13 protein-coding genes and 1 other RNA gene are annotated in these 15,955 nt (G+C 67.4%); 3 read left to right on the top strand and 11 right to left on the bottom strand.

What is annotated here, in order from left to right:
* Positions 1–8 precede the first annotated feature (8 nt).
* Positions 9–335, bottom strand: a complete 327-nt coding sequence (locus WC815_01715; GenBank protein ID MFA5907471.1) for a helix-hairpin-helix domain-containing protein — start codon at positions 333–335, stop codon at positions 9–11.
* A gap of 439 nt (positions 336–774) precedes the next feature.
* Here WC815_01715 and WC815_01710 point away from each other — a divergent pair, with 439 nt between their 5' ends.
* Positions 775–1,587 (top strand): hypothetical protein, encoded by an 813-nt coding sequence (locus WC815_01710; protein MFA5907470.1) that lies wholly within the window; start codon positions 775–777, stop codon positions 1,585–1,587.
* A 2-nt stretch (positions 1,588–1,589) separates the two neighbouring features.
* Positions 1,590–2,843: a metallophosphoesterase gene (locus WC815_01705; protein ID MFA5907469.1), complete on the top strand. Its 1,254-nt coding sequence runs from the start codon at positions 1,590–1,592 to the stop codon at positions 2,841–2,843.
* On the opposite strand, the gene WC815_01700 is transcribed toward WC815_01705, so the two are convergent.
* The 10 genes from WC815_01700 to radC all read right to left on the bottom strand — a co-directional run bounded on the left by WC815_01700 (position 2,756) and on the right by radC (position 15,256).
* Positions 2,756–3,700: an SDR family oxidoreductase gene (locus tag WC815_01700; protein ID MFA5907468.1), complete on the bottom strand. Its 945-nt coding sequence runs from the start codon at positions 3,698–3,700 to the stop codon at positions 2,756–2,758. The genes WC815_01705 and WC815_01700 overlap by 88 nt on opposite strands.
* Positions 3,701–3,729: 29 nt before the next feature.
* Positions 3,730–4,179: RNase P RNA component class A (gene rnpB / locus WC815_01695), an RNA gene on the bottom strand.
* A gap of 15 nt (positions 4,180–4,194) precedes the next feature.
* Complete coding sequence (locus WC815_01690) at positions 4,195–5,604, bottom strand: sigma-54 dependent transcriptional regulator (protein MFA5907467.1); 1,410 nt, start codon at positions 5,602–5,604, stop codon at positions 4,195–4,197.
* Positions 5,601–7,109 (bottom strand): trypsin-like peptidase domain-containing protein, encoded by a 1,509-nt coding sequence (locus tag WC815_01685; GenBank protein ID MFA5907466.1) that lies wholly within the window; start codon positions 7,107–7,109, stop codon positions 5,601–5,603. The genes WC815_01690 and WC815_01685 overlap by 4 nt, the downstream gene beginning before the upstream one ends.
* Positions 7,110–7,134: 25 nt before the next feature.
* Complete coding sequence (gene ligA / locus WC815_01680) at positions 7,135–9,150, bottom strand: NAD-dependent DNA ligase LigA (GenBank protein ID MFA5907465.1); 2,016 nt, start codon at positions 9,148–9,150, stop codon at positions 7,135–7,137.
* Between the two features lie 116 nt (positions 9,151–9,266).
* Positions 9,267–10,268, bottom strand: a complete 1,002-nt coding sequence (locus WC815_01675) for a polyprenyl synthetase family protein (GenBank protein MFA5907464.1) — start codon at positions 10,266–10,268, stop codon at positions 9,267–9,269.
* Positions 10,269–10,430: 162 nt separating this feature from the next.
* Positions 10,431–11,210: a TatD family hydrolase gene (locus WC815_01670; GenBank protein MFA5907463.1), complete on the bottom strand. Its 780-nt coding sequence runs from the start codon at positions 11,208–11,210 to the stop codon at positions 10,431–10,433.
* Between the two features lie 40 nt (positions 11,211–11,250).
* On the bottom strand, positions 11,251–13,221 hold the full coding sequence (gene metG / locus WC815_01665) for a methionine--tRNA ligase (protein ID MFA5907462.1): 1,971 nt from the start codon (positions 13,219–13,221) through the stop codon (positions 11,251–11,253).
* A complete protein-coding gene (gene larC / locus WC815_01660; protein ID MFA5907461.1) occupies positions 13,218–14,591 on the bottom strand; it encodes a nickel pincer cofactor biosynthesis protein LarC in 1,374 nt (457 codons plus the stop codon). Before larC ends, metG begins: the two co-directional genes overlap by 4 nt.
* Complete coding sequence (radC, locus tag WC815_01655) at positions 14,588–15,256, bottom strand: DNA repair protein RadC (GenBank protein ID MFA5907460.1); 669 nt, start codon at positions 15,254–15,256, stop codon at positions 14,588–14,590. The genes larC and radC overlap by 4 nt, the downstream gene beginning before the upstream one ends.
* A 91-nt stretch (positions 15,257–15,347) precedes the next feature.
* Here radC and WC815_01650 point away from each other — a divergent pair, with 91 nt between their 5' ends.
* Positions 15,348–15,917: a DUF4398 domain-containing protein gene (locus WC815_01650; GenBank protein MFA5907459.1), complete on the top strand. Its 570-nt coding sequence runs from the start codon at positions 15,348–15,350 to the stop codon at positions 15,915–15,917.
* Positions 15,918–15,955 lie beyond the last annotated feature (38 nt).

Here is a 15,955-nt window from a genome sequence, read left to right as displayed (position 1 = left end):
CGCGGCTGCTAGTCCACACCGCTCGCCTTGTCGGGTTTCGGCACGGTGATGAGCGGCTTGATCTTCAGGAAACTCTTCTCGCCGATGCCCTTCACGTTCATCAGTTCCTCGACCTTCTTGAAGCCGCCGCTCTTGGCGCGATATTCGAGAATGCGCTCGGCCACCTTGCGGCCAATGCCCGGCAGCGTCTCCAGTTGGTCGAGCGTGGCCGCGTTGAGGTTGAGGGCGGCCTTCTCGGCCACCGGCGCCGGGTTCTGCGACGGTGCGGCGATGACGGGGGATGCGGCCATGAGCAGCGTGCACAGCGCGAGGGCGGTCGAAAGGGGTGTTCGCATGATGGGTCTCCTCTTCATTTGGTGATCTGGTGATTTGGTGATTTGGTGATTTGCGTTTCAATGACTGAGCGAGCGGTTTCGACGACAACTTGGCGGTCAGGCGGCTGACAGCGAAAAGGCCCGCGCAGTCGGCCCTTGCTGGAGCAAGCCGCGCACCTGGCGGGACCGTTCGCCGCAAGTGGTTCACGGCGCAGGTGTTGTGGAATTCCGGGGATTCCGGCAGAGGCATCAGGGCACTGCGCGATGCCAACCCGGGATCATCGACACGGCCGCGACTCGATAATTCCGGCCCGTTTCCGTGACGCGCGCGCGACAACCGGCGTTGCCTCGTTTGCAACCGTGGTTCCCGCAGGCCTGTTACAATCCGTGCGATTCAGCCGGTGTGGGCCGCGAACGTACCGGGCCTCCCAACGACCGCCGGCTGGCACACAGGTGATGCATGCGTAGACTCGTGTTACTCCCAGGCGGCGTGATGGCACTGGCGGTCGCGGCCGTGCTCAGCACAACGGCCTCGGCGCAGAACCCGGTCACCGAGCGGATCGTCCAGTGCTCGCTGGTGTGGACCGGGCACGAAGACGTGATCGAGAAGTTCCTGCTCGACGGCGAGGTCGTCAAGATGGAGGTGGTGCCGATCGGCGTCACCAAACCGTTTCGCGCCGTGCTCGCGCCCGGCGGACCCGCCGCGCGCTTCGTGTGGAAGCCGCTCACGCCCGGCTACAGCAAGGGCTTCATGGAAAGCTACAAGGCGGAGATCGCCGCCTACAAGTTCGACCGCAGGCTCGACCTCCACATGGTCCCGCCCATCGTCGAACGCAGGATCGACGGCCGGACCGGCGCCGCCGGGTTGTGGATCGAGAACGTCAAGGGCTGGAGCGTCACCAAGCCGCCGCAGGGACCGGAACCCAAGTGGAGCCTGCAGCTCACGCGCATGAAGATGTTCGACCAGCTGATCGCGAACATCGATCGTAACCAGGGCAACCTGATTTACGACGACGACTGGCACCTGTTCCTGATCGACCACTCGCGCGCCTTCACCGACAAGAAGGACCTCAAGGGCATGGCGCCACTCGGCCGCGTCGATCGCCAGTTGTGGACCAAGATGGCGGCGCTGACGCTCGAGGACCTCGACCAGGCGCTCGACAACTGGGTCGGCGATAAGGAAAAGAAGGCCATCCTGCTGCGGCGCGACAGAATGGCCGAGCAGATCAAGCAAATGGTCGCCAAGCGCGGCGAGTCTGTGTTCTACGATTAGGGATGCGGATTCTCGCCGCCCTCCTCGCGGGGGCACTGCTGTGCTGGCCCGCCCCGCCGCTCACCGCGCAGGGCGCGCCGCGCATTGTCGCCATCGGTGACATTCACGGCGCCATCGACAGCCTCAAGAGCATCCTCACCACCGCCGGCCTCATCGGCGCCGACGGACGGTGGTCCGGGGGGCGCGCACAACTCATCCAGACCGGCGATTACATGGACCGGGGCGAGCACACCCGCGCGGTGCTCGACCTGCTGATGGCGCTCGCGCCGCAGGCCAAGAGCGCCGGCGGCCGCGCCCTCGCGCTGCTGGGCAATCACGAGGTAATGAACCTCATCGGCGACACCCGCGACGTCACCCGCGAGATCTTCGCCACGTTCGCCGACGCCAAGTCAGACGCCCGCCGGGAAGAGGCGTGGACGCAGTACGCGGCGCTCGGCGCCGCCAGGGCCGCGAAGGGCGAACCCGTTCCGGCGGTGTATGCGCAAACCCGCGAGGCGTGGCTGACGACGCATCCCGCCGGGTGGGTCGAGTACCACGACGCGATGGGGCCGCGCGGCAAGTACGGCGCCTGGCTCCGCGACAAGCCCATGCTCCTGCAATACGCCGGATCGATCTTCATGCACGCTGGCTTTGCCGCGGCGACGGCGCCGGCGACGGCCGACGAGGTCAACGTCCGCGTGCGCGACGAGATCCGGCGGATGGATCGGTTCGTCGAGCGCCTGGTGGACCTGAAACTCGCGCTGCCCTTCTTCACGCTCCAGGAGGTGCTGCAGGTTGCGTCGCATGAGATTGGCGTCGCCAACGCGCTGATCGCGGCGGCGCAAGCGGTGGGCAAGGAGCCGGATCGATCCAAGCTGAACGTGTCGTTACTGATCGAGGCGCAGGAGATCCTGAAGATCGACGCCTGGACATCCGTCGCCGCCGAAGGCGCGCTCTGGTACCGCGGCCTCGCGACGCTGCCGGACGACCCCACCGGCGGGCCGTTCGCCCCCCTCCTGGAGCGCTATGGCGCCCAGCGGTTCGTCACCGGCCACACCCCCACGCCCGACCGCCGGATCACGGTCCGCTTCGGTGGCCGCGCGGTGCTCATCGATACGGGGATGCTGGCGAGCGCCTACAACGGCCGCGCCTCGGCGCTGGAGATCGACGGCGAGACGCTGACGGCGATCTACACCGACGGCCGCGTGCCGCTACTGGCTTCGAACCAGGCCACGGTCTGGCGCAGCCCGTCTTCGAGCGTCACCGTCGGGCGGTAGCCGAGGAGGCGCTCGGCCTTGGCAATGTCGGCCTGTGAGTCGCGCACGTCGCCCATGCGCTGGTCCTCGTAAATCGGCTCGACGTTCGACCCCAGGATTTTCTTCAAGGTCGCGAGCAGCTCGTTCAACGACACCCGGCCCCCGGTCGCGACGTTGAACACTTCCCCGCCGACGCCAGGCGTCGCGGCGGCGCGCAACACGCCATCAACGACGTTGGTCACGAACGTGAAGTCGCGCGTCTGGCCGCCGTCCCCGTAGATCACCGGCCGCGTGCCTTCGAGCAGCGCCTTGATGAACAGCGAGATCACGCCGGAGTACGGCGAACCCGGGTCCTGCCGCGGCCCGAACACGTTGAAGTAGCGCGTGGTGACCACCTCGAGGCCGTAGAGCCGCGTGAACATCTGCCCGTACTGCTCGCTGACCAGCTTTTGCAGCGCGTAGGGGGTCATGGGTTTGGTGGGCATGTCCTCGCGCTTCGGCAGGACGGCTTGATCGCCGTAGACGGAGGACGACCCGGCGAAGACCACCCGCTTGACGCCGGCATCCCGCGCGGCGATCAGGACATTGAGCATGCCATCCACGTTCGCCCGATGCGATTCGGCCGGGTTCTTCACCGATCGCGGCACCGAGGGAATGGCGGCCTGATGGAGCACGAAGTCAACGCCCGCGACCGCCGCGGCGGCCGCCGCCGGATCGGCGAGATCGGCGTTGGTGAACTCGACGCCCTCCTGCAGATTGTGGCGGTAGCCGGTGACCAGGTTGTCGACGACCCGAACCCGGTGCCCGGATGAGAGCAGTGCCGCTGACAAGTGCGAGCCGATGAAGCCTGCTCCACCCGTAACGAGATAATGGGCCATACGGTCGCGGTGTTCCCTTCCCTGAAAAGTGCCGCAGTGAGCCTGTAAGCCGAATTCTGTCCCATGACGCCCTTGCGAGCGCCATGAGGGTAATCATTCCTCTAGTCCCGGCATTGCTGACGGGATCGAGCAACCTACCCGGAAGCTTTAGGCGGGCCGCCATCAAGCGCTTCCCTATTTGGTCTTGCTCCGTGCGGGGTTTGGCCTGCCACTCCTGTTACCAGGAGCGCGGTGGGCTCTTACCCCACCATTTCACCCTTACTCGCCTTTGCCCTCGGCCTTGCGGCCTCGGGCTCCGGCGGAGCGGTATATTTTCTGTGCCACTGTCCGTCGGGTCGCCCCGCCCGGGAATTACCCGGCGCACTGCCCTGTGGAGTTCGGACTTTCCTCTCCCGCCGGCACTTCCCGCCTTCGCTCTCGACCTTTCGATCGCGAGCTCCGGCGGGGTTACCGGCGGCAGCGATTACCCGGCTCACTGCGGCGTATGCAAACGCCTAACTGCCTTGTCCGTCCCGTTCCTGCGAAATCTGGTATTGCTCCAACTTCTTATACAGATTACTGCGCGGCGTATCGATCACCTCGGCCGTCTTCGAGATGTTCCATCCATTCTCTCTCAGCTTGGCCACCAGGTACGCACGTTCCGAACCGGACTTGAATTCCTGGAGGGTGGTGGCCTGCATCCAGGCCGGGGCCTCCGGCGCCGCCACGACCTCACCACCGGCCAGCATCGGCGCGTCGCCGCGAATGGCGCCGCCTTCCGGGATGTCGCGGGCGTCAATGGCCTCGCCGCTGGTCATGATCACGAGGCGCTCGACGAAGTTGCGCAGCTCGCGGATGTTGCCGCGCCAGTGCTGCTGCCTCAACCGCTCCATGGCGGCGGCGGTGAAGGTCTTGCGGTGGAAGTTGTTGTCGCGCGCGAACAGGTCGGCGAAGTGGCGCACCAGCGCCGGGATGTCGTCGCGCCGGTCGCGCAACGCCGGCACGTGGATCGGCACCACGTTCAGGCGATAGAAGAGGTCCTCGCGAAAGGTGTGGCGATCGATCTCTTCCTCGAGGTTCTTGTTGGTGGCGGCAATCACGCGCACGTCCACCTTGATGATGCGGTTGCTGCCCAGCCGCTCGAGCTCCTGCTCCTGCAGCACGCGCAGCACCTTGGCCTGCGTCTTCAGGCTCATGTCGCCGACTTCGTCGAGGAAGATGGTGCCCTTGTCGGCCTGCTCGAACTTGCCGATCTGGCGGTCGGTGGCGCCGGTGAACGAGCCCTTCTCGTGCCCGAACAGCTCCGACTCGATCAGCTCGTCGGGAATGGCGGCGCAGTTGACCTGCACGAACGCGCCGTCGCGCCGCAGGCTGTCGCGATGGATGGCGCGCGCCACCAGTTCCTTGCCGACACCGCTCTCGCCCCAAATCAACACCGTGGCGTTGGTCGGCGCGGCCTTCTGGATGGCATTGCGCACCACCGCCAGCGACGGCGAGTCGCCCACGATCTGGTGCTTCTTCTCGGCGTCGCGGCGATAGCTCTTGTTCTCGGTCTTGATGCGCCGGGTGTCGACGGCGTTGCGCACCGTGACCAGCACGCGGTCCTGGGCCAGCGGCTTGTCGATGTAATCGAACGCGCCGAGTTTGGTCGCTTTGACCGCCGTGGCCATGTCGCCGTGGCCGGAGATCACGACGATCGGCGTGGTCTCGACCATGTGCTCGAGCTTCTGCAGCACCTCGAGCCCGTCCATGCCCGGCATCTTGATGTCGAGGAAGACCAGGTCCGGCGCCTCGCGTTCCACCAGCTTGACGCCCTCTTCGCCGGTCGCCGCCTGCATCACCTCATAGCCCTCGTACTCGAGGATCATCTTCAGCGAGTCGCGAATCGCCGACTCGTCATCAATCACGAGGATGCGTGGCTTCACCGTTGCTCCGTGCGAACGGTGCGGATGGCGCGGGCGTCGGCGTCGGGGTCGTACAGGAACACCGCGAGCACGTCGCCGGGCTCCGACGCGCCGACCACGCGGCGGAAGCCGGCGATCGATTTCACCGGCTGGCGGTTGACTTCCAGGATGATGGCACCGCGCGTGATGCCGGCATCGTAGGCCACCGACAGCGGCTCGACCCGCTGCACCAGCAGCCCGGTCATGCCCGACGGGATGTCGAAGCGGTGCGCGTTGCTGTCGTCGATCTCGACCAGGCTCAACCCCAGCTCGCCCGGCCCGGTGCGCTGCACCGAGCGCTCGGCCGGTGACACCGGGCGATCGGTCGCCCGCTGCGGACGCTCGGCCAGCTTGACCGAGACGTCGCGCGCGCGGCCGTCGCGCACATATTGCAGCCGCGCGCTGGTGCCGGGCAGGCGCGCGGCAATCTCCCGGATCAGCGTGTCGTGGGTGCGCACCGGGTCGCCGTCCACCGACACGATCACGTCGTACGGCTGCAGGCCGGCGCGGGCGCCGGGCGAACCGGCGGTGACGTCCTGCACGAGCGCGCCATCCCCGCGCGACAGCTTCAGTGACGCCTGCACGTCCGGATCGACGTCGCGCAGGGTAACGCCGATGTAGCCCCGCTCAACCCGGCCGAGCGCCTTCAACTGCGGGAGGATGTCCCGCGCCTGGTTGCTCGGCACGGCGAAGCCGATGTTGCTGGCCTGCCGGCTGATCGCGGCGTTGATCCCAATCACCTGCCCGCGCGCGTTGATCAGCGGCCCGCCGCTGTTGCCGAAGCTGATCGCCGCGTCGGTCTGGATGTAGTTGTCGAGGCTGGCGTCGAACAGCTTGCGGCCGATGAAGCTGACCACGCCCACGGTCACGGTGTGTTCGTAGGCCAGCGGGTTGCCGATGGCGCACACCCACTCGCCGACCCGCAACGCGGTGGAATCCCCCAGCGTGGCGTGGGGAAACGGCGTGGTCCCCGCCACCTTGATCAGGGCGATGTCGGTGTCGGGGTCCGACCCCACCACCTCGGCGCGCAGGCTGCGGCCGTCGGCCAGCTTCACGGTGAGGCGCTCCGCGCCCTCAATCACGTGATGGTTGGTGAGGATGTGCCCGGCCGCGTCGATCAGGAACCCGGTGCCGGTGCCGCGGCGAGGGACGTCGCTGCCGCGCCGGCCCAGGTCGAAGGGATCCTCGCTGCGCGGCGCCCCGGCTTCCAACAGCCGGCGGGCGCGCCGGCTGCGGGCGGTCGCGTCGATGTTGACGACGGCCGGATTAATCCGCGCGGCGATGTCGGCGAAGTTGATGGACGTGGCGGACGCCACGGGGGCCGCCTCGGCCGCCGGCGTGATGGCCGCCGCCGGCGCCGCCGCGACCGCGCCAACGGCCTGGCCGGGGGCCGTCACCGACCCGCGCGGCGTGGTCACGACCATGCCAAGCAGCACGCCGATGATGCCGGTGAGGATCGCGGTGGTCCACGCAAAATGCCGCGTCATGATGGCCTCATTATAAGGGAGGAGGTCAGGAGGCCGACGAGTCCAGGAGGGCCAGGAACCCTGCTTCGTCCAGCGTGACGATGCCCAGCTTGGTCGCCTTCTCGAGCTTGCTCGCACCCGGTTCGGCTCCGACAATCAGGCCGCTGGTCTTCTTGCTGACCGAGCCGGTGACCTTGGCCCCGAGCGCCTCGAGTTTGGCCTGCGCTTCGTCGCGCGTCATCCCGGTAATCTCGCCGGTAATCACAAACGTCCGGCCCGCCAGCGGCTGCGGACCGGCCGGCGCCACCCTGCGCTCGCCCGTCGTCGTCAGGCCGGCGGCGCGCAGGCGCTCGAGCAGCTCGCGGTTGCGCGGCTCGTCACACCAGGTCCGCACCGCCTCGGCCAGCACCGGGCCAATCTCCCGCACCTGCTGCAGTTCCTCCAGCGAGGCGCGCTCGATGTCGGCAATCGATCCGAAGTGATCGGCCAGCACTTGCGCGCCGCGTTCGCCGACGTGGCGGATGCCCAGCCCGTAGAGCAGCCGCCACACCTCGTTGCCCTTCGACTTTTCGATCTCCCGCATCACATTGGCGGCCGACTTCTGGCCCATCCGGTCGAGACCTTCGAGTGCCTCGGCGGTGAGGAGGTAGATGTCGGCGATGCTCTTCACCAGGCCGGATTCCGTCAGCTGGGCGATCAGCGACTCCCCCATGCCTTCGATGTTCATGGCGCCGCGCGACGCGAAGTGCTCGAGGCCGCGCCGGAGCTTCGCCGGGCAGGAGCTGTTCTCGCACCGCCACACGGCCTCGTCGTCCGGCTTGTGCAGGGGGCTACCGCACACCGGGCACGCGGTCGGCATCACCCACGGCGCCGGCCGATCGGCCGCGGCGGGGTCGGCAGGCCCGACCACCCGCGGGATCACGTCGCCCGCCTTCTCGATGATCACCGGTTCGCCCGGACGGATGTCCTTGCGGATGATGTCGTCGGGGTTGTGCAGCGTGGCCATGGAAATCGTGGACCCGGCCACCACCGTCGGTTCGAGCACGGCGTACGGCGTGGCGGCGCCGGTGCGGCCGATGTTGACCTCGATGGCATGCAGCATCGCCACCTTCCGCTCCGCCGGGAACTTGAAGGCGGTGGCCCAGCGCGGGAACTTCGACGTCGAGCCGAGGCGCTCACGCAGGCCGCCGTCGTTCAGCTTGATCACCACGCCGTCGGTTTCAAAGGCCAGGTTCGCGCGTTTCTCGCGCCACTCCTCGCAGAAGGCCAGCACGGCCTCGATGCCGTCGCATTCCTTCCAGTGCGGCTCCACCGGCAGCCCCCAGGCCTTGAGGTTCTGGAGCACCACCGCATGTAACGGCGCGTCCGTGGCCTGGCCTGAATTCACCACCTGATACATCCACGCCGCGAGGCCGCGCTTCGCCACCAGTGACGGGTCCAGGTTACGCATGGCCCCGGCCGCGGTGTTTCGCGGATTGGCGTAGAGCGGTTCGCCGGCCGCTTCCTGCTCCTGGTTCATCCGCTCGAAGGCCTTCTTCGGCAGGTAGACCTCGCCGCGAATTTCGACGAGCCCGCCGGGCCCGTGCTTGAGCGACAGCGGGATCGCGCGCACGGTGCGCACGTTGGTGGTCACCTCTTCGCCGCGCGAGCCGTCGCCGCGCGTCGCCCCGCGCACCAGCCGGCCGTCCTGGTAGGTCAGCGCGATGCTGAGGCCGTCGATCTTGAGCTCCGCCACATATGACGGCGACGCCTCGATCGCCAGGCCCTTGCGCACGCGCTCGTCGAAGGCGCGCAGGTCCTCTTCGTTGTAGGCGTTGTCGAGGCTGAGCATGGGCTGCAGGTGCTCGACCGTGGTGAAGCCTTCGGAGGGGCGTCCGCCGACGCGCTGCGTCGGAGAGTCAGGGGTGAGCAGGTCGGGGTGCGCCGCTTCGAGGGCCTTGAGCTCGTTCATCAGGGCGTCGAACTCGGCGTCGGAGATCTCCGGCGCCGCATGCATGTAGTAGAGCTCTTCGTGCCTGCGAATCTCCTGGCGGAGCTTTTCGATTCTGCGAGCAGGCGTCACAGGTCTGCCACAGAGACACAGCGACACAGAGAAGACAAGTTCTTCTTAAGTGCCACGGTTCTTAGTGCTCCCAAAGATTAGGAATTTCTCTGTGACTCGGTGTCTCTGTGGCCGGCTTACCGGTCTCGTAGCAAGACGTAGTCGGCGAGCGCCATCAGCGCTTCGCGTTCGCGGCTGGGCGCGAACTGGCGCAATTGTCGCTTGGCGGTCTCGCCAAACTCGACCGCGCGATCGTAGGCGTAGTCGAGCGAACGATGCTCGGCGAGCAGGGCCTTGATGCGGGCCCAATCTTCGACGCTCACGTCGCGGGCGCGCACGGCGTTGCGGACCAGGTCGTCGGCCTCGGCGCCGCCGTGCTCCAGGAGGTGGATGATCGGCAGCGTGATCTTGCCCTCGCGCAGGTCGCCGCCAACCGGCTTGCCGATGATCTCGGCCGCGCCCGTGAAGTCGAGCAGGTCGTCCACCAGCTGGAACATCGTCCCCAGGCCGAAGCCATACTCGCGCAGCGCCTGCTCCTTCTCGGCGCCAACTTCGCCGAGGATGCCGCCGATCTGCGCGCAGCCGCCGAACAAGTAGGCGGTCTTGCGGTGAATGATGTCGAAGTGTTCGTTCTCGGTCAGATCGACCACGCCGTTCTTGGTGAGCTGATAGAGCTCACCTTCGATCATCCGCAGCGTGACGTCGCACAGCAACCGGACCACGTCGAGCGTGTCCTGGGTGAGCGCCATCGCCATCGACTTGATGTAGAGGAAGTCACCGGCCAGCACGGTGACGTCATTGCCCCACTGCGAATGCACGGCCTTACGCCCCCGCCTGACGTCGGCATCGTCGATGATGTCGTCGTGCACGAGCGTGGCGGTATGGATGAACTCGACCACCGCGGCGTTCAGGATGGCGCGCGGGCCGGTGTAGCCGCACAGGCGCGACGCCATGAGCAGCACGGCCGGGCGGACGCGCTTGCCGCCGCTCTTCTGAAGGTAGTTGCCGATCTCGGGAATGACCTGGATCTGTGACTGTACCTGCCGGGCGAACTCCCGTTCGACGGCCTCGAGGTCGTCGCGTACGGGTTCGAACAGCTGAAGCAGGTCCGCTTGGGTCCGTGGTGCGGCGTTAGACACGTCCGTTAATCTCACCATACGAAGGCGGCGGTGTCAACGAAAGCGACCGCCTGTTAATGCTTGCAGCTCTGGACTTTGCGGCGATGTCAGGCCACCCACGCGCGGGTGCCGCGCGCGGGGCCCGGCCAGGAGTGCGTCTGTGTCAGCTGCGTCATCTGCGGCCTAGGGCCGGAACAGCACATCGAAGTTGTGATCGGTTTCGGCGCCGACCATTTCCGGCGGCACTCCGCGCGCCGCCGCGACCCGGGCGACGACGGTCGCCACGTGCGCGGGCTCGTTGCGTTTGCCGCGATGCGGCACCGGCGCCAGGTACGGGCTGTCGGTTTCCACCAGCAACCGGTCGGCGGGCACGCCCGGCAGCGCCTCCCGCAACGGCTCGGCCTTCGGGAAGCTGACCACGCCGGGGATCGACAGGTAGAAACCGGTCGCCAGGGCGCGGCCGGCGGCGGCGGCGTCGCCCGTGAAGCAGTGAAAGACGCCGCGCAGCCGGGGACCGCCCTCCTCGGCAAGGATCCGGAGCGTGTCGTCTTCCGCTTCCCTGGTGTGGATGACCACGGGCAGGTCGCGGCCGCGCGCGAGTTGGAGTTGGGCCCGGAACACGGCCTGCTGCACGTCGCGGGGCGAGAAGTCGTAGTGGTAGTCGAGCCCGATCTCACCCACGGCGCGCGCCAGCGGCAGCGCGTCGAGCCGGGCCGCCACGGCGGCGGCCGCGTCCTGCGGATTCGCGGCAAACAAATGCGCGTGGTGCGGATGGATGCCTACCGCAAACCGGCACTCCGGCCACGCCGCCGACACCGTCGCCACCCGCGCGATCTCGGCGTCGTCTTCCGCGGCAAGAATGACGAGCGCGCGCCGCACGCCCGCCGCCCGCGCCCGTTCAACCACGGCGTCGAGGTCGGCGATGAACTCCTCGCCGGCGATATGACAGTGTGAATCAGTCATAGGGATGATTGGGGTCAGGCGCCCTTCTTGAATTCCTGGGCTATCTGACTCGCGTGCCCGGCGTGGCGGGCTCGGCGTTCAGCACGAACGCAGCGCCGCCCTCGGGACTCGCCGCGAGCACCATGCCGTTGGATTCCAGGCCCATCATCTTGCGCGGCGCCAGATTGGCCACGATCACAATCGTCTTGCCGACCATGGCTTCGGGCTCGTACGACTCGGCGATGCCGGCGAGAATGGTCCGCGGCTCCGCCTCACCGGCGTCAACCTTCAGCTTGAGCAGCTTCTGCGACTTCGGCATCCGTTCAGCCTCGAGCACCTTGGCGACCTTCAGCTGAATCTTCATGAAATCATCAATCGTGATGATCGCAGGCGCCTCAGCTACGGCGGGAGCGGGAGCAGGCGCAGCGACCGCGGCGGCGGCGGGCGCAACAGTTGGTGGTGGCACGGCAGCGGTCTCGGTCGGCTTTGGCGTCTCGTCAGTCACGGTCACAACTCCCTTGTCGGCTTCAATGCGGGGCCACAGGGCCCCGGCGTTCAGAATCTGTTTCTCGCCCGACGTCCGCCATGCGGTGTCGGCGTCCAACCGCCGGCCGGCGGCCGGCGCGGTGTCGCCCAAACGCCGCAGGATCTCGGTCGCCGAGGCGGGCATGATCGGCGACAGCATGACGGCCGCAATGCGAACGGACTCCGCAATGTCGGCGAGCACGCCGTTCAGGCGATCCGCATTCGCGGGGTCCTTGGCGAGGGCCCACGGTTGCGTTTCGGCAATGTAGTTGTTAGCGCCGCTGATCAGGCGGAACGCCGCCGCCGCGCCCTCGTGCAGGGCGTGCACGTTCATCGCCGCCCTGTAGGCCGCCACGTTCTCAGCGGCCATCGCCGCCAGCGATCCGCCGCCCGCCGGCCGAATGACGCCCTTCTGGTAACGCTCGCTCATCGAGGCCACGCGGTTGACCAGATTGCCGAGGTTGTTCGCCAGGTCGGCGTTGTATTTCTCTTCGAACCGCTCCCACGTGAAGTCGCCGTCGCCGCCGTAGGGAATCTCCTTGGCGAGGTACAGCCTCAGCGGATCGGGCCCGAAGCGCTCCGCCGCATCCAGCGGATCGACGATGTTCCCCATCGTCTTGCTCATGCGCTCGCCCTTGAAATACACCCAGCCGTGGCCGAACACCTGGCCAGGCAGCGGCAGGCCGGCGCTCATCAACATGGCCGGCCAGATCACGCAGTGGAAGCGCGTGATGTCCTTGCCGACAATGTGCAGGTTCGCCGGCCACCACTGCCGGAACCGCTCGTCGTCCCAGCCGTAGCCCACCGCGGCGGCGTAATTGATCAACGCGTCGAACCACACGTAGACGACGCTCGCCGGATCAAACGGCAGCGGGATGCCCCACGACTGGCCGGCGCGGGACATCGAGATGTCATCCAGCCCGCCCTCGACCAACCGCAGGATTTCGTTGCGCCGGATTTCCGGCTCGATGAACTCCGGATGCTCGGTGTAATGCTTCAGCAGCGGCTGCTGGTACTTGGACAGACGGAAGAACCAGTTCTTCTCGCGAATCCAGTCGGGCTTGGTGTTGTGGAGCGGACAGTTGCCGTCAACGAGGTCCTTCTCCTGCTTGAACGCCTCGCAGCCCACACAGTAGAAGCCCTCGTACGAGCCTTCGTAGATATCGCCGTTGTCGAGGCACGCCTGCGCCATCTTCCGCACCGCGGGTTTGTGGCGCTTGGGGTCCGAGGTGCGGATGAAGTCGTCGAACGAGATGTCGAGGCGCTTCCACACGTCACGAAACACCACCTCCATCTCGTCACAGTAGGTGAGCGGATCCTTCCCCTGCTCCACGGCCTTGCGGAAGACGTTCTGCGAGTGCTCGTCATTGCCCATCAGGAAGTGGGTGTCGAACCCCGCGAGACGGCGATAGCGGGCGATGATGTCGGCGGTGACCTTTTCGTAGGCCGTGCCCAGGTGGGGCCGGCTGTTGACGAAGTCGATTGCGGTGGTGAGGAAAAACTTCATCGCTCCAACCATGCCTTGTGTGCCAACGCCTGAATCTCCTTGATTGGGATGCTCGTCTCGGCCGCAAGTTTCGCGAGGTCGTCGAACTCGGGCTGCGCGTTGACGATCTGGCCGTTGCGGCGCGCCACCTTGAAGCGCACGGGCCCGACCGCCGTGGCCACCGTGACCATCTCGCGGTCCAGACAATCACGGGACATCTCCTGGTAGCGCACGCCGATGGTCGTGGACTCGCGGAACACGATCTCGGTCAGCGCCTCGCGGTGCTCCGGCTTCCCCACGATCGTCATCAGCGTGCCGGGGCGGTTCTTCTTCATCTGCACCGACGAATAGAACACCTCCAGCGCGCCGGCGGCATAAAGCGTGTCCATCAGCGGGCCGAAGATTTGCGGGTTCATGTCGTCGATCTCGCATTCGAGGACGACAACGACGTGGGGTCTGGGGCGTGGGGCCTGGGGCTCGAGAGCCGCACCCTCGCCAACCAGGACCCGTACGACGTTCGGTGTTTCGGCCAGTTCGCGATCGCCGGCGCCGTAGCCGACGCGAGACACGCGCATGGCCGGGACCGGCCCGAACGACGACGCGTATTCCGTCAGGATGAGGGCGCCGGTCGGCGTGAGCAGTTCCGCCTGGATGCCGCTCGAGTACACCGGCGCGTCCTTCAGCAGCGCCACCGTCGCCGGTGCCGGCACCGGGAACACGCCATGCGCCGACTTCACCATGCCCCCCCCGACGTTCAAGGGCGACACGACGATGCGGTCCGCGGCAAACCACTCGAGCGCGAACACCGCGCCGACAATGTCGATGATCGAGTCGATGGCGCCCACTTCGTGGAGATGGACCTCGTCCACGGACATGCCATGGATGGCGGCCTCGGCCTCGGCCAGGCGATGAAACATGGCAGTGGCCCTGGCCTTCCCCGCCGCCGACAATGCCGACCGCCCGATCGCCGCCTCGATCTCCTTCAACGAGTGGTGCCCGTGGGCATGGCTTGCCGCGCCGGAGCCCCCGTGTGTGTGGCCCGCGGGCGAAGGCGGGTGGTGATGGCCGTGGTCGTGAGCGTGCCCGTCGGTCCGGCTGAAGCCGGACGCCACATTGGCATGCTCGTCCGCCTTCGCGGCCGAAGGCCGCTTCGGCGTGACCTCGCTGAAGCTCGCCGATGAATGCTGCGCGAGCGAAAGCGGGTGGACGCGGAATTTGGTCGCCGTCACGCCGGTCTTGATCACCCGGTCCACCGAGACCTCCCAGCCATCGACGGCGAGACTGCCCAGCGCGCGCTTCAGCTCGTCGAACGGCAGCCCCGCGTCGAGCAACGCGCCGAGGATCATGTCTCCGGCCGCGCCGGCAAAGCAGTCGAAGTAGAGGATGGTCACCGTTTCGATTCTTCCTTGAAGCTGAAGTACGTCCCGTCTCCCAGGATGATGTGATCGCCCAGCTCGATCCCCATCACCTCGCCGGCCATCTCGAGGCGCCGCGTCACCAGGCGATCAATCGCGCTCGGCATCGGATCCCCCGACGGGTGGTTATGGAACACCACCACGCTCCACGCCGACGCCACCGCCGCGGCCCGGAACACCTCGCGCGGGTGCGCCGCCACGCTGTCGAGCGTCCCCGTTGAGATCACCGTGGCCCGGATCAGCCGCTGCTTCTGGTCCAGCAGCATCACGCCGCACCGCTCCACGTGAAACCCGGAAAACCGCGGCATCAGGTACTCCGCGGCGGCCACCGGCGACAGGATTCGCGGCCGCTCCGGCGCGTCCCTCGTCAGGGTGCGGCGGCCCAGTTCCACGGCCGCCAGCACGCGCGCGGCGCGGGACTCCCCGATGCCCGACACCCGATCCAGATCATCCAGGCCAAGCCGGACCAGGCCCGGCAGGCCGCCCGCCGCGGCGATCACGTCCTGCGCCACGGTCAGCGCGCCCCGGTCGCGGGTGCCCGCTCCCAGCACCAGGGCCAGCAACTCGTTGTCGCCGAGCGCCTCGGCGCCGCTCCGCGCCAGCTTCTCGCGCGGACGGTCCATGACGGCCACATCCCGCATGGTTCCGGACCCTTCATGGTAGCTGATTGACGCGCGTTCTGCCGCCGGCCCACGCGGGTTCCGCGGCGTCGCTGTCGTATACTCGTGAGACATGGTTCGTGTGGCCCGCCGCCTGGCGCTTGTCATCCTCATCCTCTCCGCCGGTTGCGCCGACCCCCCAAGCAAGGAAATGAACCAGGCCCAGGGCGCCATCGAAGCGGCACGCGCCGCCGGCGCCGATCGATTTGCCGCCACCGAACTCACCGCCGCCGTCGACGCCCTCAAGCGGTCCGACGAGGCCGTGGCCGGTGGCGACTATCGCCAGGCCTTGAGCCACGCCATCGACAGCTTCGAGCGCGCCCAGAATGCCGCGAAGCTCGCCGTGGAAGGCCGCGCCAACGCCCGCGGCGACGCGGAACGCGACATCACCCGGGTCGCGACGTTGCTCGCCACGGCCGAAGCCCGGCTGAAGGCGGCAGCGCCGCCGGCCCGCGCGCTCAAGGCGCCGCAGGCCGCTATCGACGCGGCGGGAAAGAAATTGCAAGAAGCGCGCTCAGCGCTGGGGAAGGAAGACTACCCGGCCGTGGGCAAGGCCCTGGCCGGTGTGGCCGAGGAACTTCAGGCCGCTTTGGCGCAAATCGACGCGCCCCAGCCGCCAGCGCCGGTCCGCCGCAAGCACTAGGGCGCCTGCCCTGGGATCGCGGTTTTCGCCACGACCGG

Source organism: Vicinamibacterales bacterium (assembly GCA_041659285.1).
Taxonomy (GTDB): domain Bacteria; phylum Acidobacteriota; class Vicinamibacteria; order Vicinamibacterales; family UBA2999; genus 12-FULL-67-14b.
Note: the sequence above shows the minus strand (reverse complement) of the source record. Positions and strands in the feature narration are given on the sequence as shown.